Below are 21596 nucleotides of genomic sequence, written 5' to 3'. Positions count from 1 at the left end.
AAACACACATGCCGAGCTCGAAAAAGAAATAAAAAAAGAGCTTGACATTAAACGGCTGAACATGATATAGTATAAGAGTTGCTGCTGAGACATTAAACGGCGCCAACGAGAACTTGATCTTTGAAAACTGAACAACGAGTGAGTAGGAAATCACGAAAGTGAAATCCAAAATTAGAGAATTAATTTTCTCGTCAGATGTTTCAAAATGAGCATATCGCTCTTTTCAATACTAATTGGAGAGTTTGATCCTGGCTCAGGACGAACGCTGGCGGCGTGCCTAATACATGCAAGTCGAGCGGAGTTATTTTGAAAGCTTGCTTTCAAAATAACTTAGCGGCGGACGGGTGAGTAACACGTAGGCAACCTGCCCCTTAGACTGGGATAACTACCGGAAACGGTAGCTAATACCGGATAATTTCTTTTTTCTCCTGAAGAAAGAATGAAAGACGGAGCAATCTGTCACTGAGGGATGGGCCTGCGGCGCATTAGCTAGTTGGTGGGGTAACGGCCCACCAAGGCGACGATGCGTAGCCGACCTGAGAGGGTGAACGGCCACACTGGGACTGAGACACGGCCCAGACTCCTACGGGAGGCAGCAGTAGGGAATCTTCCGCAATGGACGAAAGTCTGACGGAGCAACGCCGCGTGAGTGATGAAGGTTTTCGGATCGTAAAGCTCTGTTGCCAGGGAAGAACGTCCGGTAGAGTAACTGCTATCGGAGTGACGGTACCTGAGAAGAAAGCCCCGGCTAACTACGTGCCAGCAGCCGCGGTAATACGTAGGGGGCAAGCGTTGTCCGGAATTATTGGGCGTAAAGCGCGCGCAGGCGGTCATTTAAGTCTGGTGTTTAAACCTTGGGCTCAACCTGAGGTCGCACTGGAAACTGGGTGACTTGAGTACAGAAGAGGAAAGTGGAATTCCACGTGTAGCGGTGAAATGCGTAGATATGTGGAGGAACACCAGTGGCGAAGGCGACTTTCTGGGCTGTAACTGACGCTGAGGCGCGAAAGCGTGGGGAGCAAACAGGATTAGATACCCTGGTAGTCCACGCCGTAAACGATGAGTGCTAGGTGTTAGGGGTTTCGATACCCTTGGTGCCGAAGTTAACACAGTAAGCACTCCGCCTGGGGAGTACGGTCGCAAGACTGAAACTCAAAGGAATTGACGGGGACCCGCACAAGCAGTGGAGTATGTGGTTTAATTCGAAGCAACGCGAAGAACCTTACCAGGTCTTGACATCCCTCTGAATCCACTAGAGATAGTGGCGGCCTTCGGGACAGAGGAGACAGGTGGTGCATGGTTGTCGTCAGCTCGTGTCGTGAGATGTTGGGTTAAGTCCCGCAACGAGCGCAACCCTTAACTTTAGTTGCCAGCAAGTAATGTTGGGCACTCTAGAGTGACTGCCGGTGACAAACCGGAGGAAGGTGGGGATGACGTCAAATCATCATGCCCCTTATGACCTGGGCTACACACGTACTACAATGGCCGGTACAACGGGAAGCGAAGCCGCGAGGTGAAGCCAATCCCATCAAAGCCGGTCTCAGTTCGGATTGCAGGCTGCAACTCGCCTGCATGAAGTCGGAATTGCTAGTAATCGCGGATCAGCATGCCGCGGTGAATACGTTCCCGGGTCTTGTACACACCGCCCGTCACACCACGAGAGTTTACAACACCCGAAGTCGGTGGGGTAACCCGCAAGGGAGCCAGCCGCCGAAGGTGGGGTAGATGATTGGGGTGAAGTCGTAACAAGGTAGCCGTATCGGAAGGTGCGGCTGGATCACCTCCTTTCTATGGAGAATCGTCTTCTGCAATGAAGACATTCAAATCGGAAGTTAAACTTCCAAAATCTCAGGTTTAGGCCTGTTACTCACTCGTTGCTCAGTTTTGAGAGTTTAAGCTCTCATCTTTAAACTTGATCCTTGAAAACTGGATACCGAAACGAATTTGCGTTTTAGAACATCTTTTAGCAACTTGTGCAAACAAGTAAATGTTATTAGTGAGATGATTCCAAAGAGAATGTCATTGTATGATATTTTCCTGCGGAAAAATCAAGGTTAAGCTAATAAGAGCACACGGAGGATGCCTAGGCGCCAGGAGCCGACGAAGGACGTGGCGAACAACGAAACTGCCTCGGGGAGCTGTAAGCAAGCTTTGATCCGGGGGTGTCCGAATGGGGAAACCCAGCTGTGGTAATTCGCAGTTACTCATCTCTGAACACATAGGAGATGTAGAGGCAGACCAGGGGAACTGAAACATCTAAGTACCCTGAGGAAGAGAAAACAATAGTGATTCCGTCAGTAGCGGCGAGCGAACGCGGAACAGCCTAAACCTAAGAGCTTGCTCTTAGGGGTTGTGGGACGTCTCACATGGAGTTACAAAGGAATATGGTAGGCGAAGAGGTCTGGAAAGGCCCGCGATAGAGGTAAAAGCCCTGTAACCTAAACTGTGTTCTCTCCGAGACGGATCCCGAGTAGTGCGGGGCACGTGAAACCCCGTATGAATCCAGCAGGACCATCTGCTAAGGCTAAATACTACCTGGCGACCGATAGTGAAACAGTACCGTGAGGGAAAGGTGAAAAGCACCCCGGAAGGGGAGTGAAATAGAACCTGAAACCGTGTGCTTACAAAAAGTCAGAGCCCTATTAATGGGTGATGGCGTGCCTTTTGTAGAATGAACCGGCGAGTTACGTTTAACATGCAAGGTTAAGTCGAGAAGACGGAGCCGCAGCGAAAGCGAGTCTGAATAGGGCGATTGAGTATGTGGACGTAGACCCGAAACCGTGTGATCTACCCCTGTCCAGGGTGAAGGTGCGGTAACACGCACTGGAGGCCCGAACCCACGCATGTTGAAAAATGCGGGGATGAGGTGGGGGTAGCGGAGAAATTCCAATCGAACTCGGAGATAGCTGGTTCTCCCCGAAATAGCTTTAGGGCTAGCCTCGGTATAAGAGTAGTGGAGGTAGAGCACTGATTGGGTGCGGGGTCCGCAAGGATTACCAAGCTCAGTCAAACTCCGAATGCCATATACTTATTGCCGGGAGTCAGACAGTGAGTGCTAAGATCCATTGTCAAAAGGGAAACAGCCCAGACCATCAGCTAAGGTCCCCAAGTGTGTGTTAAGTGGGAAAGGATGTGGAGTTGCACAGACAACCAGGATGTTGGCTTAGAAGCAGCCACCATTGAAAGAGTGCGTAATAGCTCACTGGTCGAGTGACTCTGCGCCGAAAATGTAACGGGGCTAAACACACCACCGAAGCTATGGCTAGATACGTATGTATCTGGGGTAGGGGAGCGTTGTATGTGGGTTGAAGGTGTACCGTAAGGAGCGCTGGACAGCATACAAGTGAGAATGCCGGTATGAGTAACGAAAAGATCAGTGAGAATCTGATCCGCCGAAAGCCCAAGGTTTCCTGAGGAAGGCTCGTCCGCTCAGGGTAAGTCGGGACCTAAGGCGAGGCCGAAAGGCGTAGTCGAAGGACAACAGTTTGAAATTACTGTACCACCGTAATCCGCTATGAGCGATGGGGTGACGCAGGAGGGTAGTGACGCGGACTGATGGATATGTCCGTCTAAGCAGTGAGGCTGATGTGTAGGCAAATCCGCACATCATTAAGGCTGGGCTGTGATGGGGAGCGAAAATTACAGTAGCGAAGGTCATGATCTCACACTGCCAAGAAAAGCCTCTAGCCAGGAGAAGGTGCCCGTACCGCAAACCGACACAGGTAGGCGAGAAGAGAATTCTAAGGCGCGCGGAAGAACTCTCGTTAAGGAACTCGGCAAAATGACCCCGTAACTTCGGGAGAAGGGGTGCCCCGGTAGTGTGAATAGCACGAGGGGGCCGCAGTGAAAAGGCCCAAGCGACTGTTTAGCAAAAACACAGGTCTGTGCGAAGCCGCAAGGCGAAGTATACGGGCTGACGCCTGCCCGGTGCTGGAAGGTTAAGGGGAGTGGTTAGGGGTAACCCGAAGCTATGAACCGAAGCCCCAGTAAACGGCGGCCGTAACTATAACGGTCCTAAGGTAGCGAAATTCCTTGTCAGGTAAATTCTGACCCGCACGAATGGCGTAACGACTTGGGCGCTGTCTCAACGAGAGATCCGGTGAAATTTTAATACCTGTGAAGATGCAGGTTACCCGCGACAAGACGGAAAGACCCCATGGAGCTTTACTGCAGCTTGATATTGAATTTGGGTACGATCTGTACAGGATAGGTGGGAGCCGTAGAAATCGGAGCGCAAGCTTCGGTGGAGGCGCCGTTGGGATACCACCCTGATCGTATCTAGGTTCTAACCTAGTACCCTTACCGGGTACGGGGACCGTGTCAGGCGGGCAGTTTGACTGGGGCGGTCGCCTCCTAAAGAGTAACGGAGGCGTTCCAAGGTTCCCTCAGAATGGTTGGAAATCATTCGAAGAGTGCAAAGGCATAAGGGAGCTTGACTGCGAGACCTACAAGTCGAGCAGGGACGAAAGTCGGACTTAGTGATCCGGTGGTACCGCATGGAAGGGCCATCGCTCAACGGATAAAAGCTACCCTGGGGATAACAGGCTTATCTCCCCCAAGAGTCCACATCGACGGGGAGGTTTGGCACCTCGATGTCGGCTCATCGCATCCTGGGGCTGAAGTAGGTCCCAAGGGTTGGGCTGTTCGCCCATTAAAGCGGTACGCGAGCTGGGTTCAGAACGTCGTGAGACAGTTCGGTCCCTATCTGTCGTGGGCGCAGGAAATTTGAGAGGAGCTGTCCTTAGTACGAGAGGACCGGGATGGACGTACCGCTGGTGCACCAGTTGTTTCGCCAGAAGCATGGCTGGGTAGCTACGTACGGACGGGATAAGCGCTGAAAGCATCTAAGCGTGAAGCCCCCCTCAAGATGAGATTTCCCAATTAGTAAGACCCCTTGAAGACGACGAGGTAGATAGGTTGGAGGTGGAAGTGCAGTAATGCATGGAGCTGACCAATACTAATCGGTCGAGGGCTTATCCTATACTTAGAACGCAAATTCAATTCGGATTCAGTTTTCAGGCGACTCAAGCCTGTAACACGCTTAGAAATTCATTCTCACTTCTGGTGATGAACGAAATTTCACGCGGCAGCGTCTGTTTCACAGACGCATGTTTGGTGGCGATAGCGGAGGGGTTCCACACGTACCCATCCCGAACACGACCGTTAAGCCCTCCAGCGCCGATGGTACTTGGACCGAAGGGTCCTGGGAGAGTAGGACGTTGCCAAGCACGCAAGACCACTGTTGAGTAATCGACAGTGGTCTTTTTGTTGTATTATTGAAGAATTCATTAGGGTTTATTTTGAGATACTACATTAGAGATAGGTGTAAGCATTGGTGATGGGTATGGTGGATTGTATAAATTCACCTCTAAATGTCCACTCTGTGCGGACAATAGTCCAATAATTCGCTTACGTGGGAGTCGTTTTTTGAATACCTACTCTGATGATGTAATGTTCTTGACAGTCCAAATGCCCTTTGCTAAGATGGCAATAATATATTTTTGGATAAGCATCTCAAACCTAAATTGAAGACATGAACTTGTTCAACTTCCAGATGTACAGAGTTGTCTGTCGTGTATGGACTTAAAGTCGAAGGTTCTTCTTTTATAAAGTTTGTAGGCGGGTATAATTTAAAAACAACCGAGGAGGAATGACCCAGGTGTGGAAAGATAAGTTTGGTAAAGAAGGTCTGACTTTTGATGATGTGCTGCTGGTTCCGCGTAAATCTGAGGTACTGCCGAAGGAAGTAGATTTGACTACAGTTCTAAGTAAGAATGTGAAGTTGAACATCCCACTTATGAGTGCAGGTATGGACACAGTCACAGAAGCGGCTATGGCCATTGCTATTGCTCGTGAGGGTGGTATCGGGATTATTCACAAGAATATGCCTGTAGAGCAGCAAGCGGAAGAAGTGGATCGTGTAAAACGTTCCGAGAGCGGAGTTATTACTAACCCATTCTCTCTTTCAGCAGAACATCTGGTATCCGATGCTGAACTGCTGATGGGTAAATATCGTATTTCCGGAGTACCGATTGTAGACACTGACAACAAACTGGTCGGTATTCTAACTAATAGAGATTTACGTTTTATTCATGACTTTAATATTCCAATCAAAGAAGTTATGACACATGAGAATCTCGTGACTGCTGCTGTAGGTACGACACTTCAAGAAGCAGAAGGCATCTTACAACGTCATAAAATTGAGAAATTGCCGCTGGTGGACGAGAATAACGTTCTTAAGGGCCTAATCACAATTAAAGATATTGAGAAGGCGATTCAGTTCCCTAACGGAGCGAAAGATGCACAGGGTCGCTTACTGGTTGGAGCAGCTGTTGGTATCTCTAAAGATACATTCGAGCGTACTGCAGCGTTAGTGAAATCAGGTGTCGATTTGATCGTCGTCGATTCTGCACATGGTCACCACATTAATATTATTGAAGCGGTTCGCCAAATTCGTGAGTTGTATCCTGATCTTACGATTGTTGCTGGTAACGTGGCTACAGGTGAAGCAACCCGTGAACTTATTGAAGCTGGAGCTTCTGTAGTTAAAGTAGGTATTGGACCTGGATCTATCTGTACAACACGAGTTATCGCTGGTATCGGTGTTCCGCAGGTTACAGCCATTTATGATTGTGCAACGGTTGCTCGTGAGTACGGAGTTCCTATCATCGCTGACGGTGGAATCAAGTATTCCGGTGAAATCACTAAGGCTATTGCCGCTGGTGCTCATGCAGTAATGATGGGAAGTATGTTTGCGGGTACAGAAGAAAGCCCAGGAGAATCGGAGCTTTATCAAGGCCGTAAATTTAAAGTATATCGTGGTATGGGCAGTATGAGTGCCATGAAACAAGGTAGTAAGGATCGTTATTTCCAGGATGACGATAAGAAGCTTGTTCCTGAAGGAATTGAGGGTCGTATCGCTTTTAAAGGGCCTCTTTCGGATACCGTTCATCAATTGATTGGCGGACTGCGTTCGGGTATGGGCTACTGTGGGACCAAGTCACTCGAAGAACTTCGGAATGACACTTCTTTCATTCGCATCACAAGTGCTGGACTTCGCGAAAGCCATCCACATGATGTGCAAATTACGAAAGAAGCGCCAAATTATTCCGTGTAATGGACTAGAAAGACTATTTTTTGGACAGACAGGACTATTTCGTCCTGTCTGTCTTTTTTTGCGTGTACCCCTGTGTTAGAATAGAACAAGCTATTGATATGAGGTTTAAAGGAGAGTAGTAATCATTGAAGCACAAACAGAAATTTAACGGTAAGCAATTTATGATTAAGACAGTCACAGTAGGTCTACTTTTAAATATGTTAGTTTCCACTCCACTTCCGGCATTCGCTGAGGAAGGTACGACAACGACAATACAAGCTGGTACTGCAACTCAGACGACTCAGAAAGCAGTAAAGATCCCTTCTGTGGAATCACTGGGTCTAAATTTGAAATCAGCGGTTCTAATAGAACCAACAACAGGTGAAATTCTTTTATCTATGAATGCAGATGAGGCTTTGCCTCCAGCTAGTATGACTAAGATGATGACAGAGTATCTTGTAGCAGAAGCGGTGAAGACTGGACAGCTTTCATGGGATCAAAAAGTCATAGTAGGGGAAAATGCGTCTAAACAGGTTGGATCACGTATTTTTCTAGCGGAAAATGACGAGCATACGGTTGAAGAGCTGTACATAGCAATGGCTGTCGGATCTGCAAATGATGCTACAGTAGCTTTGGCAGAACTAGTTTCCGGATCAGAATTGGAATTCGTAGAGCTAATGAATCAGACTGCCCAGAAGATGGGGATGAAAACTGCCTATTTTGTTAATTCTACTGGATTAGACAAAGCTGACATGCCTAAGAAGTACCGCTCAACTGATAAGAAAGAAAACGTAATGTCAGCGATGGATGCTGCTATTCTTGCCAAATATATCGTTACTGATCATCCTGATTTTAATAGATTTACAACGGTTCAGTCGTATAAGTTCCGTGAACGTGATACCGCACCAATGATTAACTTTAACTGGATGTTGGAAGCTAACAAGAGTATCCAGAATTTTAAGGCTTATGCTTATGAGGGATTGGATGGTTTGAAAACAGGCCATACCGCTAGAGCAAAATATTGTTTTGCAGGTACAGCTGTTCGTGATGGCATGCGTCTGATAAGTGTAGTAATGGGGGCTAATACAGAGCCACACCGTTTTACAGAGACGAAGAAAGTACTTGATTTCGGATTTAATAATTTTGAAATCAAACAGGTCGTGGCCCCTAAAGCAGTGATAGCCGGCAACGAAACCGTGCCAGTTCTTAAAGGGAAAAATAAAAAGGTGTCTGTAGTTACGGATGAAGCTGTTTCGTTTATCGTCCCTAAGGGAACAACCTCCCCTCAAATTAAAACAACTGTTGAAATAAATGATCCAGCAACCTTAGTTGCTCCTATAGAACAATCTGCTAAAGTGGGTAAGGTTACTTATTCCTACCAAGTTGAAGGCATGTCTGATGTTCAGCAGAAGACAGTTAATCTGATTACTGCTGAAGAAGCGGAGAAAGCCGGTTGGTTCAGTTTATTCCTTAGAGCCATTGGAGATTTCTTCGGCGATTTATTTACAGGGATCAAGAACTTGTTCTAATGAATTTAGCATCGAAAATTGCGTTAAATCCGAGTAAGTGGATTGTATATTTCCCTTCATTGGGGTAAAATTACAAGTTAGATTAAGATAGATCATTCGGGGGGCTAGGACATGGAAACTGGAACATCGCGAGTTAAAAGAGGCATGGCAGAAATGCAAAAAGGCGGCGTCATTATGGACGTCATGAATGCAGAACAAGCAAAAATTGCTGAGGCTGCGGGTGCAGTAGCTGTTATGGCATTGGAACGCGTGCCTTCTGATATTCGCGCAGCTGGCGGTGTAGCACGGATGGCCGATCCTACAATTGTAGAAGAAGTTATCAAAGTGGTAAGTATCCCTGTTATGGCTAAGGCTCGTATTGGCCATTACGTAGAAGCAAAGGTTCTGGAATCCTTGGGTGTCGACTATTTGGATGAGAGTGAAGTTCTTACTCCTGCTGATGAAGTTTTCCATATTAATAAACGTGAGTTCACTGTTCCGTTCGTATGTGGAGCTAAAGACTTGGGTGAAGCCTTGAGACGTATTAACGAAGGTGCATCCATGATCCGTACGAAAGGTGAACCAGGAACAGGAAATATTGTTGAAGCAGTGCGTCATATGCGCTTTATCAATAGTCAAATCCGCAAAGTAACTAATTTGTCCAAGGATGAGCTATATAATGAAGCTAAGAACCTGGGAGTTCCTTACGAGCTACTGCTTGAAGTGCATGAGCTTGGTAAGCTGCCGGTTGTTAACTTTGCTGCTGGCGGTGTAGCAACTCCTGCCGATGCTGCCCTGATGATGCATCTAGGTGCGGATGGTGTGTTTGTAGGCTCAGGTATTTTTAAATCGGACAACCCTGAGAAATTTGCCCGTGCGATCGTTGAAGCCACTACACACTATACTGATTACAAACTGATTGCAGAAGTATCTAAGAACCTTGGCGCACCAATGAAGGGGATTGATATTGCAACTCTAACCCCGGCTGAACGTATGTCGGAGCGTGGCCGTTAATAGAGAGAAGGTTGCCCGGATGAAAATAGGAGTGCTGGCGCTTCAAGGCGCAGTTACGGAGCATATTGTTAGTATAGAGAAGACCGGAGCAGTGGGCGTACCTATCAAGCGAGTAGAGCAGCTTGAGGAGGTTGATGGCCTAATTATTCCTGGTGGTGAGAGTACAACGATCGGTAAACTGATGCGAAAATATGGCTTCATCGAAGCCATACGTGATTTCTCCAATCAGGGCAAGCCGATTTTTGGAACATGCGCGGGTATGATTGTTCTGGCCAAACAAATTGCCGGCGGCGAACCAGGGCATTTGGAGCTAATGGATATTACGGTGGCTCGGAATGCATTCGGTCGTCAACGGGAAAGCTTTGAATGTGATCTGGAGGTTAAAGGAATTGATGAGCCGGTTCGTGCTGTTTTTATACGTGCACCGCTTATCAACGAGGTAGGCCCCGGTGTAGAAGTGCTTACAGTCTATAATGATGAGATTGTAACTGCACGGGAGGGTAACCTGCTGGTGTCTTCTTTTCATCCAGAATTGACCGATGATTTCAGACTGCATCAATATTTTGCTGATATGGTAGAGGCTACTAGGCAAGTGCAACAACAGAATCGCATATAAGAACATCCTGACTCTTTCAAAGCTGTAAGCAGCAATTTGAAAGAGTTTAGGCTGTTTTCAGGAGGGAAACTTTGTGTTAGACGTAAAAGTATTACGCAGTGATTACGCTCGAGTTGAACAAGCCTTAGAGAAACGGGGTAAATCACTGGATTTAATTGCTGATTTTCCACAACTTGATCTACGCAGACGTGAATTACTGCAAGAAACAGAAGGTCTTAAGAACCGTCGTAATACGGTTTCTGGTGAAGTAGCGAAGAAGAAGAAGAATGGTGAGCCAGCAGATGACCTAATTGCAGAAATGCGTACGGTATCTGACCGAATTAAAGAGCTTGATGACGAAGTGCGTGAATTGGAAGTTCAGATTGCTGAACTTACTATGAGTATTCCGAATATTCCTCATGATTCAGTTCCAGTTGGTAAATCTGAGGATGATAACGTTGAATTGCGTCGCTGGTCGGAGCCAAAAGAATTCGGATTTACTCCGAAATCACATTGGGAGCTTGCGCAGCAGCTCGATATTATTGATTTTGAAGCTGCAGCGAAGGTTACGGGATCTCGGTTTGTTTTTTATAAAGGACTGGGAGCACGTTTAGAGCGGGCGCTTATTAACTTTATGATGGATCTGCACAGTGGTGAGCATAACTATGAAGAAATGCTGCCGCCTTACATTGTGAATAAAGACAGCTTGTACGGAACGGGGCAACTTCCTAAGTTTGAGGAAGATCTGTTTAAGTTACGTGACACTGAATACTATTTGATTCCTACAGCGGAAGTACCTGTGACCAACTACTATCGCGAAGAGATTTTGACAGCAGCAGATCTACCTAAGTATCATGTAGCATACAGCTCTTGTTTCCGTTCTGAGGCGGGTTCAGCTGGCCGTGATACTCGCGGTCTGATCCGTCAGCATCAATTCAACAAGGTAGAGCTGGTGAAGCTTACTACACCTGAATCCTCTTATGAGGAGTTAGAAAAAATGACAGCAGATGCTGAGCGTGTGCTGCAGCTTCTTGGATTGCCATATCGCGTACTTGGGCTATGTACAGCTGATATGGGCTTTACATCGGCTAAGACGTACGATTTGGAAGTATGGCTGCCTGAGAGTGGAATGTACCGTGAGATCTCTTCTTGCTCAAATACGGAGGACTTCCAAGCGCGTCGGGCAAATATTCGTTTCCGTAAAGATCCGAAATCCAAACCTGAATTTGTTCATACACTGAACGGATCTGCTTTGGCTGTTGGGCGTACTGTTGCAGCAATTCTTGAGAATTATCAGCAAGAGGATGGTAGTGTTCTGATTCCGGAATGTCTACAACCGTATATGCGCAATGTAAAATCGATCCAACCTAAAACTATTTAAGAAAATAGTTGCTTTTTCTTCGCACCATATGGTACAATTACTAATGCATGTGAAATTTATATGCATTTGGAGAGGTACCGAAGCGGTCATAACGGGGCGGTCTTGAAAACCGTTAGGGTGCAAGCCCACATGGGTTCGAATCCCATCCTCTCCGCCATTCCTTTATGAACTTTAAGAAATAAGCAGATAGAAACCGTCTCCTTTGGAGGCGGTTTTTTTGTTGTGCTTGAACTGGTACAGTTTTAGTTATTGTTTGATGAACCTAGTTCCATTGAGAATAAAAAGATTGATTTCTCCGCAATGTATTAGAGAAGGAGGATGATCATAATTATGGACAGACAATTGGAAGTAGATCAGCATAATCTTGTCTCGGCCTGGCAAGAACGCCTGCCTGCGTTAATGGAGGATGGGGACAGTTTCAATGTACTAGCGGATGATGGTGATCCGAATAGTCTGCTTATTCATTTTAATGCAGCAGGACGTCAAGGGTACTCACTTGATTTTCGTTGCAGGTATGTAGATAGCAGGGAGGTCGCTGTTGATCTGCTTGATGTGGAGCAGAGTGGAATTCATATTGATGAGCATAGTGATGCAGTACAGCTATTAGCACAGCAGTATTCACGGCAAATTCACGAATGTGCTCAGGCTCTACAGAATATAACTAATCCTTAGGAGGAATGAACAATGTCAAAGCCAAAAAGTATTCCAGTTCCCGGGGCACAGCCCAACGATGGCCAGCGTAGAAAGGAGCATAATTCTTCTGCACCAGAACCACTTTCTGGCTCTAAAAAGGTGAAGCAGGCTAATCATGTAGACCATCATAATCCGCAAGGATAACAAATAAAAACAATAAGAATTATAAAGAAGTGTTTCTTGATTTTTACAAATAGTTTATGATAAGTGGGGGAGATTTTTTTTACATGGGAGAGGAGAAAAATAATGAACAAAAAATGGGGTTTATCGGCCGCGGCACTGTTGCTTACAGCAGCAGTAATTCTGCCAGGATGTGCAAGTAAACAGGAGGCGCCAAAAGAGGCCTTAAAATCAGCCGCGTCAAAAGCGACTACGATGTCTTCATATGAGATGAAGAGTAAATTCTCGATCAATGATCTAACCATCGAGACTGCTGATGCTGAATCTGCTGCAATGACCACACAGGTACTCAGCATGCTCAAGAATGCTGATATTACCGTCGACGGGGTTTATCAGGCTGATCCAATGCAGACAGAGCTAACTATGGTTCTGAATCTCAAGGGCGATATGAGCATGAGCTTCAATGTCCCTATGGTGATGACCACTGAGAAGTTGTATGTTAAGATTCCATCGATTCCGTTCTTCCCGATTCCGGAGACAATCGTTAACAAGTTTGTAGAGGTGGATCTGAAGGCGTTGGCAGAGCAAGAGGGTGCTGAGTTTAATCCAAGCTCTCTGGATACGCAGAAAATGCAAAAGTTCTCTAATGAAGTGATGGACACTGTACTAGCTGAATATGATGAAGGAAAGTATTTCAAAGAGCTTAGTCCAAAGGAAGCAAATTTACCAGAAGGTGTTGAAGCTAAACAAGTCGTTCAGTTCCAAGTGACAAACGATAATGTTAAAGAAGCAATCACCATCTTTGTGAATAATGCCCTGCCTAAAATCATTGATATTGTGAGCAAGGAAGAATACAAGGATATGCTGCAGATTAATGATGCTGATCTGGCTAAGGCTAAAGAAGAGATCACATCAAGTGAAACTAGAACTGAATTCGATAAGAGTTTGGCGGATCTTGATAAGTATCTTACAATTAATCAGTTCCACTACAATACAGCGATCAATAAAGACGGATTCCCTGTGTATCAGGATTTATTGATGGACATTAAAGTAAATGATCCGGAAGATGGCACGAACGTAGCCTTCTCTGTAAACGGAACAGGTCAATATGGCAAGATTAACGAGAAGCCAGAGTTCAAGATTGGTATTCCTCAGGGCGATGATGTAATTACAATGGATCAACTAGAGGAGCAATTCGGTAGCTTGGGGACTTATTAATAAGAAGTTACGAGAGAAAGACCCGCATGTTGCGTATGATATACGCCCATGCGGGTCTTTTTATTAGAAAAAAAGATTTTAATTCTGAACGAGTCAGTAGGAAGTTATTTATGTTCATCCGGTAATACATCTTCGGCCAATATTGAGTAGGTTTGATGATCCTGCCACTGACCGTTTATTTTGAGATACTGGCGGGCGATACCTTCAGGTTTAAATCCGCTCTTCTCCAGCACCCTCCGGGAAGCCTCATTATGCAATAAGATGGCTGCCTGAACCCTATGAAGACCTAAAGCTCGAAAAGCATAGCCTAGAATTAATCCGACCGCTGCCGTCATATAACCTTTTCCTTGCATCCGATAATCCATTAAATAGCCTAAATCAGCATATTGAGCTATACCTCTTGAGACGTTAGATAGCGTGATTTGACCTATTAGCTGTCCATCCAGCAGATAAATGCCGAACATATAAGCTCTGTCCTGTAGGGCGTCCTCAATACGCTGATTGATGATCCGTTGTTGACTCTCCAAAGTGTAGAATTGCTCATCGCGTTTTGGTTCAAATGGTTCATGTGTTAATCGATTATTCAAACGTAGCTCCAGTAAGTTCTCTGTATCCTTTAGCTCTAGAGGAGAAATATAGATACCATGTGAGGTATGATATAAAGTAAGCGTCATTTCAGGTCTCTCCTTTTTTTAAATATAAGAAAGTATAAGTTTAGCACCTATACTTTATGTTTTATATTTCTCGCTTAAACGCTTACCGTCTTTATAAGGACGCCGAAGGCGTTTATGCTTGTTTCGATGGTTTTTGACGTAAACGACGAAAGAATGAGGTCAGTAGGTCTGCACATTCTTCTTGTAAAATCCCCTGAATCACTTCGGTGCGATGGTTAAAACGCGGTTCTTCAAGCAAATTCATGAGGGTCCCAGCACATCCAGCCTTAGGATCAGGAGTGCCATATACAGTGAGGGGTACTCTTGATTGTACAATCGCTCCCGCACACATAGGACAAGGCTCTAAAGTAACATACAGCTGGCAATCCAGCAGTCGCCATGAGTTCATGACATTGCTGGCCTCACGAATGGCAACCATTTCTGCATGAGCTGTAGAATCCATTGTAGTTTCTCTTAAATTGTATCCACGTCCGATAATTTCACCATGCCGTACGATGACCGCCCCAATGGGAACCTCTCCTAATGCTTCAGCCTTGCGGGCTTCTGCTATCGCCTGCCTCATCCAGTGTTCATGAACCGCTCGCATATCATCTAGCGATTCACCTGCTTTAATATTCAAGATCATCTTCCCTTCCTTTATATCCATTGTACAACGAACAAATATTCGTTCTTAACAAAATGTGCATAACTCTGTGGATAACCGCCTACTTATACACATTTTTGTACACATCGTTTTATAATAAAATGTTTATATGTGCATAAGCTGTGGATGGTTTCTTAAAATATAAGAAAGTATAAGTTTCACGCTATACTTTGTCCTTATATTTCGCGCTTAAACGCTTCCCGTCCATATAAGGACGCCGAAGGCATTTATACTTGTATATTGTAGAGAAAGACCTTTTGAATTTCAATATTCTTGAATTGGAACGCTACATTGAAATGTCTTTTCAAATGTGAGGGCAAAAGGTATGATGTTTATTGTAGGCCCCGCAAGGATTTACCAGTGGATAAGAGGTGAACAAACAGTTTGTCCATAAAGACAAAACTATCTGCTATTATTTTTGGGGCGGTGTTGCTAATTTTAGCACTGAACCTGACATTTAACCTTTATGCCGCCCAAAATAATCTACGGAATGAAAGCATTAATAATATGCAACTAACCGCTATGCAAATGGCCGTTTCTGTAGAACAAAGTAACTATAGCTCTAACTATGTAGAATATCAAATTGCGCATAATTTAAGGATGGCGGCTATCTTTGCCTCCGAGGAGCTGGACCCCGACTATAGGAATGTGACGAATGAAGAACTTAAGGCCCTAACTTCCAAGGTGGGCGTGTCTAATATTTCAATTCTGGTAAAGACTGATAACGATATTGTAATAGCGAGGTCTTCGCTACCTAGTGATATTGGGGTGTCCACAAAGGACTGGGGGTACTGGTATCTGGCCTTTTTGGAGTTGTTCGATAATCAGGAGGTATCCGTGGGTCAGGGGCAGGCCATGGACCATTTTTGGTCAGGCCCTTTTGATTATTCAACCTACAATCTCGATTTCATTGAAAAGTGGGGATATTACCATGATGAAGAGAGCAACTACATCATAAATCCTGTTATTCTCAATACTGCAGCCAGCGACTATGTCAAGATTACCAATCCCGATCAAATCGCAGCGCAGACTAAAGAAGCTAATCCAGGGATCTTAGAACTCACAGGATTTAACCCAGTAACATTTGGCTCAGCAAGTATGAAGGCTGACGGAACTGACACATTGAATAAGAATCTTGGTAACCGTCCCATTAAGTACGGCACCTATACTTATGGTAATGTGGAGCAGGATAGAACAGCGATTCTATTGGCTCAGGAGAAGCAGAAGCCGGTTACACTGGAGACGAAAGTGCTTGGAAAAAGAGTGCTCAAAAGCTTCATCCCTATCCAATCTCCTGGACTGAAAGCTTATGTGATTGGAGTCGTTTTGGATTACTCCGTGATTTCATCTGTGGTTCATGAACAATTAATTAATAATCTGACAACTTCACTGTTATTACTTACATTATTCTTGTTATGTAGTTACATACTGTCTGGATTTGTTACTCGTCCTATTCAGGCGATACTTGCCAAAGTGAACGATGTAGCCAAAGGGAAATTCGAGCCTCCACTTAAGGTAACTAGCCGGGATGAGTTAGGGCAACTGGCACTACGAATCAACGCTATGACGGCTCATCTCATGCAGCGCACTAATCGACTCAAACAGACACTGGAAGAGAACCGAGCAGTTAAGGAGCATTTGGAATCGGTCATTAATGGAACCTCTGATGCGATACATACCATCGATATGGACGGCCGAATTACTAGTACGAACAGAGCCTTCGAAGAACTGTATGGATGGAGTGCCAAAGAGGTGCTAGGGAATAAGCCTTACCTTGTGCCTGCCACAGCGCTTAAGCAGGAGGAAGAGCGGCTTGATGCGTTAAAGAGTGGTGCGGTTCTACCACCAATTGAAACCGTAAGACTTAAACGTGATGGAGCAATTGTTGAAGTTAGTGTTAGTACCTCAGTGATTCGTGATGAAGACGGGTATCCACATTCCTTTATTCACGTCTCACGTGATATGACGGAACGTAACCGAATGGAGGAACTGCTTAGACGCTCTGAGAAGCTGACTACAGTTGGCCAATTAGCCGCGGGAGTAGCTCATGAGATTCGTAATCCTCTTACGACGCTAAAAGGATTTTTGCAGCTTCAACAAGAAAAGCAGATTTTGGTCCCCCTCCATATTGAACTGATGTTGTCCGAGCTCGAGCGGATTAATCTGATCGTAAGTGAATTTTTAATTTTGGCCAAGCCTCAAGCTGTTCATTTTCAGGAAAAAGATGTGCGGGATATCCTTGGTGATGTGGTTTCTCTATTAGACAGTCAAGCTCATTTGTTTGGGATTCAGTTTAGTGCGACATTCTCTGAATATCCATCCACCGTACATTGTGAAGTGAACCAGCTAAAGCAGGTGTTTATTAACATCGTCAAAAATGCTATTGAAGCTATGCCTGATGGTGGTGTGATTTCAATGGAGTTAAGAAATACCTTGGATTCTGTCTTCATTCTTATTTCAGATCAAGGCGAAGGAATTCCTAAGGATATGCTGCCTAAGCTGGGTGAGCCCTTCTTCACCAATAAGGAGTCGGGAACAGGCTTAGGGCTAATGATTAGCCAACGTATTATTCAGGCTCATAAGGGTCATTTGGAAATACAAAGTGAAGTGGGTCAAGGGACAACTGTTATGATCAAGCTGCCTGCAGCTGGTACGGATACCCCTTGGCTTAATATTAAGGATGAACGGAGTGAAGGACAACGTGAGAATTAATAAATTCATCAGTGAGACAGGGTACTGTTCACGCCGTGAAGCAGATAAGCTGGTGGAAGGTGGTAGAGTTACGATCAACGGACAACCTGCTGTGCTTGGCAGTCAGGCCGTTCCAGGCGATGATGTAAGAATAGATGGTGTTGCACTTGAAACATCAAGCCAGACGGTTTACATTGCGTTAAACAAGCCAGTGGGTATCACTTCAACTACAGAGCAGCATATTAAGGGGAATATTGTTGATTTTGTAGGTCATCATGAGCGAATCTTCCCGATTGGGCGACTCGATAAGGATTCAGAAGGATTGATTTTGCTTACCAACGATGGGGACATCGTTAACAAGATTTTACGGTCCGAAGGTCGGCATGAAAAAGAGTATGTTGTTACTGTAGACAGACCGATTACGCCATCATTTATTACCGGGATGTCAAGCGGCGTAAAGATATTAGGTGAGAAGACGCTACCTTGTGAGGTCACTCGTATTACAGAGCGTGTATTCCGTATTATTTTGACGGAAGGTAAGAATCGTCAGATCCGTCGTATGTGCAGCGCTTTTGGCTACGAGGTTAGAAAGCTTCAACGCATTCGGATTATGAATATTCGTCTAGGGGCATTACAAACAGGAGAATGGCGTGAGCTGTCTGCTGAAGAGAAGCAAGAACTTGGAGCTACACTGAACTACGAACTTCTATAACTTAGAAAAGCCTAGATTTGAATACAATGTATCAAAAAAGAGCTGTTCCATCGGTCTAAGACCTTGGGACAGCTCTTTATGTTTGTAATAGGATAACCATTATTCATCGGAAGGAGCAATACCTGAGAACTCTTTGGTTTCTTGATATTTACGAATAATGGATACTTCAACCCGGCGGTTCTTACTTCGTCCAACAGCTGTTGTATTTTCAGAAATGGGGTGGTATTCCCCGTATCCAATCGCACTAAATTTCCGTGGATTCAGGTTCGTATTTGTTAGCAAGATCTTCATGAACTGAAGGGCGCGATCGGCGCTCAGGTCCCAGTTGGAAGAATAGTCGCTATTAGAGATAGGGATATTATCGGTATGTCCTTGCACGACTACGTCATAATCCGGGAATTGCTGCAGCATGGTTGAGATGGACTTTGCTAATTGCCGAGAATCATCTTTAACTACTGCCTGTCCGGATGCGAACAACGCGTTATCACTTATCGTAATCATAAGCTGGGATTGATTGAGCTTAGTACTGAGTAGATCGGTAAGGCCGTTCTTGCTGATATATTGATCAAACTGCTTCTTAAGCTTCTCTAAATCCTCTTGTTCCTTTTGCCGCAGCTTAGCCATTTCTGTTTGTTCATTTTTCTTGGTTACTGATTTATCCATTTGATCATTTTTTCCTAAATCCTCTTGACTCTTAGATGGCATTGCCGCCCGCTCTTCAAGAACACCTGTACCGCCATTAAGAGCAGAACTGAAGGCTTGACTCATCTCTTCGAATTTTTTGGCATCCGTTGCACTCATAGAATACATTACGATGAACAAGGCTACCAGAAGGGTCATAAGATCAGAATAAGGCAGTAGCCACGATTCATCGGCGTGTTCTTCATGCTCTTCGTGTCGTCTAGTCTTTTTGCTCACCCGATCCACTCTCCTTCTCATCATTTAACTTAGCTCGTTCCGAAGGTGTCAGGAAGACAGCAAGCTTCTGATTGATGGCAATAGTGGATACACCGGATTGTATGGACAAAAGACCTTCGACCATCATCATTCGAACTTCAATTTCACGTTTGGAAAGTCGTTTTAGCTTATTGGCAATAGGATGCCATAATACGTAACCTGTAAAGATACCGAGTAGTGTTGCGATGAAGGCAGCCCCGATTGCTGCAGCCAATTTGTTCATATCACTCATATCAGCCAGAGCGGCTATAAGTCCGATAACGGCCCCGAGTACGCCAAGTGTAGGAGCATACATACCCGCTTGTGAGAAAATGAGTGCGCCTGCTTTATGTCTATCCTCTGTGGCGTGGATGTCCTCCATGAGAACATCGCGGACAAAATCCTGATCATTTCCATCAATAATCATCCGCATGCCATTTCTGAGGAAGTTATCTTCTATTTCATCGACTTTCGACTCAAGAGCCAGCAGACCTTCACGCCGTGTAATAGAAGCCCACTCCATGAACATAGTAATTAATTCGGATTTACTGATTAATTTCTTTTTGACAAAAATCATTTTAAACAGACTTGGAATCTTCTTGACCTCCGAGAACGGAAAGGCCATAAAGATGGAAGCTGCCGTACCCACTAAGATAATAACGTAAGCAGCAGGTGTGGCTAAAGCGTGAAGAGGAGCGTGCTTGAGGATCATACCCCAAATAACTGCAACTAGACCAAAAATTAAACCAAGTATTGTTGAAATTTCCATTATGCACCTCGTCCATGAGATTATAAGATGTGTTCCGACAAAGCCGCGTATATCATCCTTGAAACAGCGGCAAGGCACTCTGTTCGAAACCGAATAACGTATATTCTTATTTATCGACATCATTCCGTTTTTTGTGAAGTCATTTTTTCGGCTATAATGGATAAGGTAAGTAATTATTCATCTGTGGAGAAAACGGAGTGATACATGTGGGTGTAAAGCATGGTAGAGATTACGGTGAAATCCTAACGGATTTGACTGAGGCTGTCGGAAGAATTTCCGATGGGTACTTATTTTTTGAAATGGATCCAGAAGAGTGGCAAGAATTGCCGCAGGAATCCAAGATGGAGGTATGGGAGGCACTGGCTGAGGATCTTTTCTTCGCGCTGGGTAATGAACCTATGATTGAGGTGGGGAGCGGCGTTATCATTTACGATAAGGACACGCACCGCATTAATATTTTAGTCGGAGAAGAGGATTTAGCCTCTGTTGTTTTGATTTAAGAAGAGGCGGCGGCGGGGCGTAATTTGCCCGTAGTTAGTAGCCCGTGTTAAAATTGGTGTAGCCGAGTTATAATCGCTGGGATTCTTGAATACATTTAATCGAAAATATTGCCTTTATCCTGGCACATCCCTTGGACCTCAGAAGCTAAGGGATGTTTTGTTTAACGAATAAGACGAGTAAAGGGACCTGCGGATTTTACTGCAATTTTTAGTAAGGGAGGAAACGAATTGTTATTTACCGAAGAAGAACTGCGTGAGCAGATCAGCAAGCTGGAAGGTTGGAAGCTGGAAGAGAATACCATGGTGCGAAAATATATGTTCAGCCAATATATGAAGGGTATTGCTTTCGTTGATGAAGTAGCCACCATTTCAGAAGCCTTTGATCACCATCCACATATTACGATTGATTATAAGACAGTGACTTTACGACTGAAATCAAATGAGGAAGACGGTATTACAGCTCTAGATATTCGAGAGGCACATGAATTTAATGAAGCCTTTGAGAAAAATCGTTAGTGTCACCTAAACTCATAAATAAACGCCCGTGCGAAGATAGTGAACTATCTTCTGGCACGGGCGTTTTTAGTTGCTTAGGTAGTAGTTACTGTTACTTTTTCTCTGAGAGCCAGAGGGCGACGTTTGCAATCTCCTCAGGGGCTAGCTTTTCTTTAAAGGAAGGCATTTGACCTCGTCCTTTAGTGACGATACTGTAGATTTCTTCAGCATCATGCTGACCGCCTTCATTTTGAAGACTGGGTCCAACTCCACCTTGAAGCTGATCGCCGTGACAGGTGATACAGCTGGCTTTCACGGTTGCTTCGGCCTTTGCCGCATCCAATTGGACTTCCGGCATCGTCGGCTTATTCTGTTCAGCTACCTCTTCTTTACCTGGAAGTGTAAACATAAGTACTACCGCAAAGGCACAGGCGGCAAAAAACAAACCGCTCATGATCCATTTCTGCATCCCAGTTCGTCCCTTCTATGTAAGCTGCTCCCTACATTATAGCTCAAGGTGAAGCGTTATCATAGGGTTTGTGACAAAAAAA

At 45.0% G+C, this 21596-nt stretch carries 17 protein-coding genes, 1 tRNA gene and 3 rRNA genes; 16 read left to right on the top strand and 5 right to left on the bottom strand.

Translation table 11 applies throughout. The features are described 5' to 3' along the window. Positions 1–230: 230 nt before the first annotated feature. The 12 genes from MKX35_RS02950 to MKX35_RS02895 all read left to right on the top strand — a co-directional run bounded on the left by MKX35_RS02950 (position 231) and on the right by MKX35_RS02895 (position 13625). Positions 231–1788 (top strand): 16S ribosomal RNA (locus MKX35_RS02950). Positions 1789–2052: 264 nt separating this feature from the next. Then, positions 2053–4981 (top strand): 23S ribosomal RNA (locus MKX35_RS02945). A 130-nt stretch (positions 4982–5111) separates the two neighbouring features. After that, positions 5112–5228 (top strand): 5S ribosomal RNA (gene rrf / locus MKX35_RS02940). Together the 16S, 23S and 5S rRNA genes form the textbook arrangement of a ribosomal RNA operon. A 431-nt stretch (positions 5229–5659) precedes the next feature. Beyond that, entirely contained in the window at positions 5660–7117 is a 1458-nt protein-coding gene (guaB, locus tag MKX35_RS02935) for an IMP dehydrogenase (RefSeq protein ID WP_076286885.1), read from the top strand. 161 nt (positions 7118–7278) lie between these two features. Continuing rightward, positions 7279–8625 (top strand): D-alanyl-D-alanine carboxypeptidase family protein, encoded by a 1347-nt coding sequence (locus tag MKX35_RS02930; RefSeq protein ID WP_076301057.1) that lies wholly within the window; start codon positions 7279–7281, stop codon positions 8623–8625. A gap of 111 nt (positions 8626–8736) precedes the next feature. Continuing rightward, positions 8737–9618 carry a pyridoxal 5'-phosphate synthase lyase subunit PdxS gene (gene pdxS, locus MKX35_RS02925; protein ID WP_042123186.1) on the top strand — a complete coding sequence of 294 codons (882 nt, stop codon included), beginning with the start codon at positions 8737–8739 and terminating at the stop codon, positions 9616–9618. A 19-nt stretch (positions 9619–9637) separates the two neighbouring features. Continuing rightward, complete coding sequence (gene pdxT / locus MKX35_RS02920; protein WP_076286886.1) at positions 9638–10234, top strand: pyridoxal 5'-phosphate synthase glutaminase subunit PdxT; 597 nt, start codon at positions 9638–9640, stop codon at positions 10232–10234. Between the two features lie 73 nt (positions 10235–10307). Then, positions 10308–11594: a serine--tRNA ligase gene (gene serS / locus MKX35_RS02915; RefSeq protein WP_076301054.1), complete on the top strand. Its 1287-nt coding sequence runs from the start codon at positions 10308–10310 to the stop codon at positions 11592–11594. A gap of 68 nt (positions 11595–11662) precedes the next feature. Next, a tRNA-Ser gene (locus tag MKX35_RS02910) sits at positions 11663–11751 on the top strand. Between the two features lie 173 nt (positions 11752–11924). Continuing rightward, on the top strand, positions 11925–12266 hold the full coding sequence (locus MKX35_RS02905; RefSeq protein ID WP_042183934.1) for a hypothetical protein: 342 nt from the start codon (positions 11925–11927) through the stop codon (positions 12264–12266). Between the two features lie 12 nt (positions 12267–12278). Next, on the top strand, positions 12279–12431 hold the full coding sequence (locus tag MKX35_RS02900) for a small acid-soluble spore protein P (RefSeq protein ID WP_042183936.1): 153 nt from the start codon (positions 12279–12281) through the stop codon (positions 12429–12431). Positions 12432–12533: 102 nt separating this feature from the next. Next, the gene (locus tag MKX35_RS02895; RefSeq protein WP_076301053.1) at positions 12534–13625 is read left to right on the top strand and encodes a hypothetical protein; all 1092 of its coding nucleotides are present in this window, start codon (positions 12534–12536) and stop codon (positions 13623–13625) included. 104 nt (positions 13626–13729) lie between these two features. Here MKX35_RS02895 and MKX35_RS02890 read toward each other — a convergent pair whose 3' ends face one another. Further along, complete coding sequence (locus tag MKX35_RS02890) at positions 13730–14299, bottom strand: GNAT family N-acetyltransferase (protein ID WP_076301052.1); 570 nt, start codon at positions 14297–14299, stop codon at positions 13730–13732. Positions 14300–14411: 112 nt separating this feature from the next. Continuing rightward, on the bottom strand, positions 14412–14924 hold the full coding sequence (tadA, locus tag MKX35_RS02885) for a tRNA adenosine(34) deaminase TadA (RefSeq protein ID WP_076301051.1): 513 nt from the start codon (positions 14922–14924) through the stop codon (positions 14412–14414). A gap of 402 nt (positions 14925–15326) precedes the next feature. On the opposite strand from tadA, the gene MKX35_RS02880 reads away from it, so the two are divergent. Together MKX35_RS02880 and rluF are read left to right on the top strand one after the other, a co-directional pair. Next, positions 15327–17654 carry a sensor histidine kinase gene (locus MKX35_RS02880; protein ID WP_076301050.1) on the top strand — a complete coding sequence of 776 codons (2328 nt, stop codon included), beginning with the start codon at positions 15327–15329 and terminating at the stop codon, positions 17652–17654. Further along, a complete protein-coding gene (gene rluF / locus MKX35_RS02875; RefSeq protein ID WP_076286905.1) occupies positions 17644–18345 on the top strand; it encodes a 23S rRNA pseudouridine(2604) synthase RluF in 702 nt (233 codons plus the stop codon). Before MKX35_RS02880 ends, rluF begins: the two co-directional genes overlap by 11 nt. A gap of 99 nt (positions 18346–18444) precedes the next feature. On the opposite strand, the gene motB is transcribed toward rluF, so the two are convergent. After that, complete coding sequence (gene motB, locus MKX35_RS02870) at positions 18445–19263, bottom strand: flagellar motor protein MotB (RefSeq protein ID WP_042183946.1); 819 nt, start codon at positions 19261–19263, stop codon at positions 18445–18447. Further along, positions 19247–20050, bottom strand: coding sequence for a flagellar motor stator protein MotA (gene motA, locus MKX35_RS02865; protein ID WP_076286892.1), 804 nt, complete (start codon positions 20048–20050; stop codon positions 19247–19249). Before motA ends, motB begins: the two co-directional genes overlap by 17 nt. Before the next feature lie 206 nt (positions 20051–20256). On the opposite strand from motA, the gene MKX35_RS02860 reads away from it, so the two are divergent. After that, positions 20257–20550, top strand: a complete 294-nt coding sequence (locus tag MKX35_RS02860) for a hypothetical protein (RefSeq protein WP_042131745.1) — start codon at positions 20257–20259, stop codon at positions 20548–20550. A gap of 228 nt (positions 20551–20778) precedes the next feature. Further along, complete coding sequence (locus tag MKX35_RS02855) at positions 20779–21066, top strand: 4a-hydroxytetrahydrobiopterin dehydratase (protein WP_042123209.1); 288 nt, start codon at positions 20779–20781, stop codon at positions 21064–21066. A 91-nt stretch (positions 21067–21157) separates the two neighbouring features. Here MKX35_RS02855 and MKX35_RS02850 read toward each other — a convergent pair whose 3' ends face one another. Next, on the bottom strand, positions 21158–21514 hold the full coding sequence (locus tag MKX35_RS02850; RefSeq protein WP_042183950.1) for a c-type cytochrome: 357 nt from the start codon (positions 21512–21514) through the stop codon (positions 21158–21160). Between the last annotated feature and the right edge of the window lie 82 nt (positions 21515–21596).

The sequence above is a fragment of the Paenibacillus sp. FSL R5-0923 genome, assembly GCF_038009145.1.
Lineage (GTDB): Bacteria > Bacillota > Bacilli > Paenibacillales > Paenibacillaceae > Paenibacillus_AQ.
This window is presented reverse-complemented; position numbering and strand designations above follow the sequence as displayed.

Excerpts from the sequence above, each read along its gene's own strand:
- motA (WP_076286892.1), bottom strand. The coding sequence starts at position 20,050 with ATGGAAATTTCAACAATACTTGGTTTAATTTTTGGTCTAGTTGCAGTT.
- MKX35_RS02900 (WP_042183936.1), top strand. The coding sequence starts at position 12,279 with ATGTCAAAGCCAAAAAGTATTCCAGTTCCCGGGGCACAGCCCAACGAT.
- pdxT (WP_076286886.1), top strand. The coding sequence starts at position 9,638 with ATGAAAATAGGAGTGCTGGCGCTTCAAGGCGCAGTTACGGAGCATATT.
- MKX35_RS02905 (WP_042183934.1), top strand. The coding sequence starts at position 11,925 with ATGGACAGACAATTGGAAGTAGATCAGCATAATCTTGTCTCGGCCTGG.
- MKX35_RS02850 (WP_042183950.1), bottom strand. The coding sequence starts at position 21,514 with ATGCAGAAATGGATCATGAGCGGTTTGTTTTTTGCCGCCTGTGCCTTT.
- MKX35_RS02930 (WP_076301057.1), top strand. The coding sequence starts at position 7,279 with ATGATTAAGACAGTCACAGTAGGTCTACTTTTAAATATGTTAGTTTCC.
- pdxS (WP_042123186.1), top strand. The coding sequence starts at position 8,737 with ATGGAAACTGGAACATCGCGAGTTAAAAGAGGCATGGCAGAAATGCAA.
- tadA (WP_076301051.1), bottom strand. The coding sequence starts at position 14,924 with ATGATCTTGAATATTAAAGCAGGTGAATCGCTAGATGATATGCGAGCG.
- MKX35_RS02895 (WP_076301053.1), top strand. The coding sequence starts at position 12,534 with ATGAACAAAAAATGGGGTTTATCGGCCGCGGCACTGTTGCTTACAGCA.
- MKX35_RS02890 (WP_076301052.1), bottom strand. The coding sequence starts at position 14,299 with ATGACGCTTACTTTATATCATACCTCACATGGTATCTATATTTCTCCT.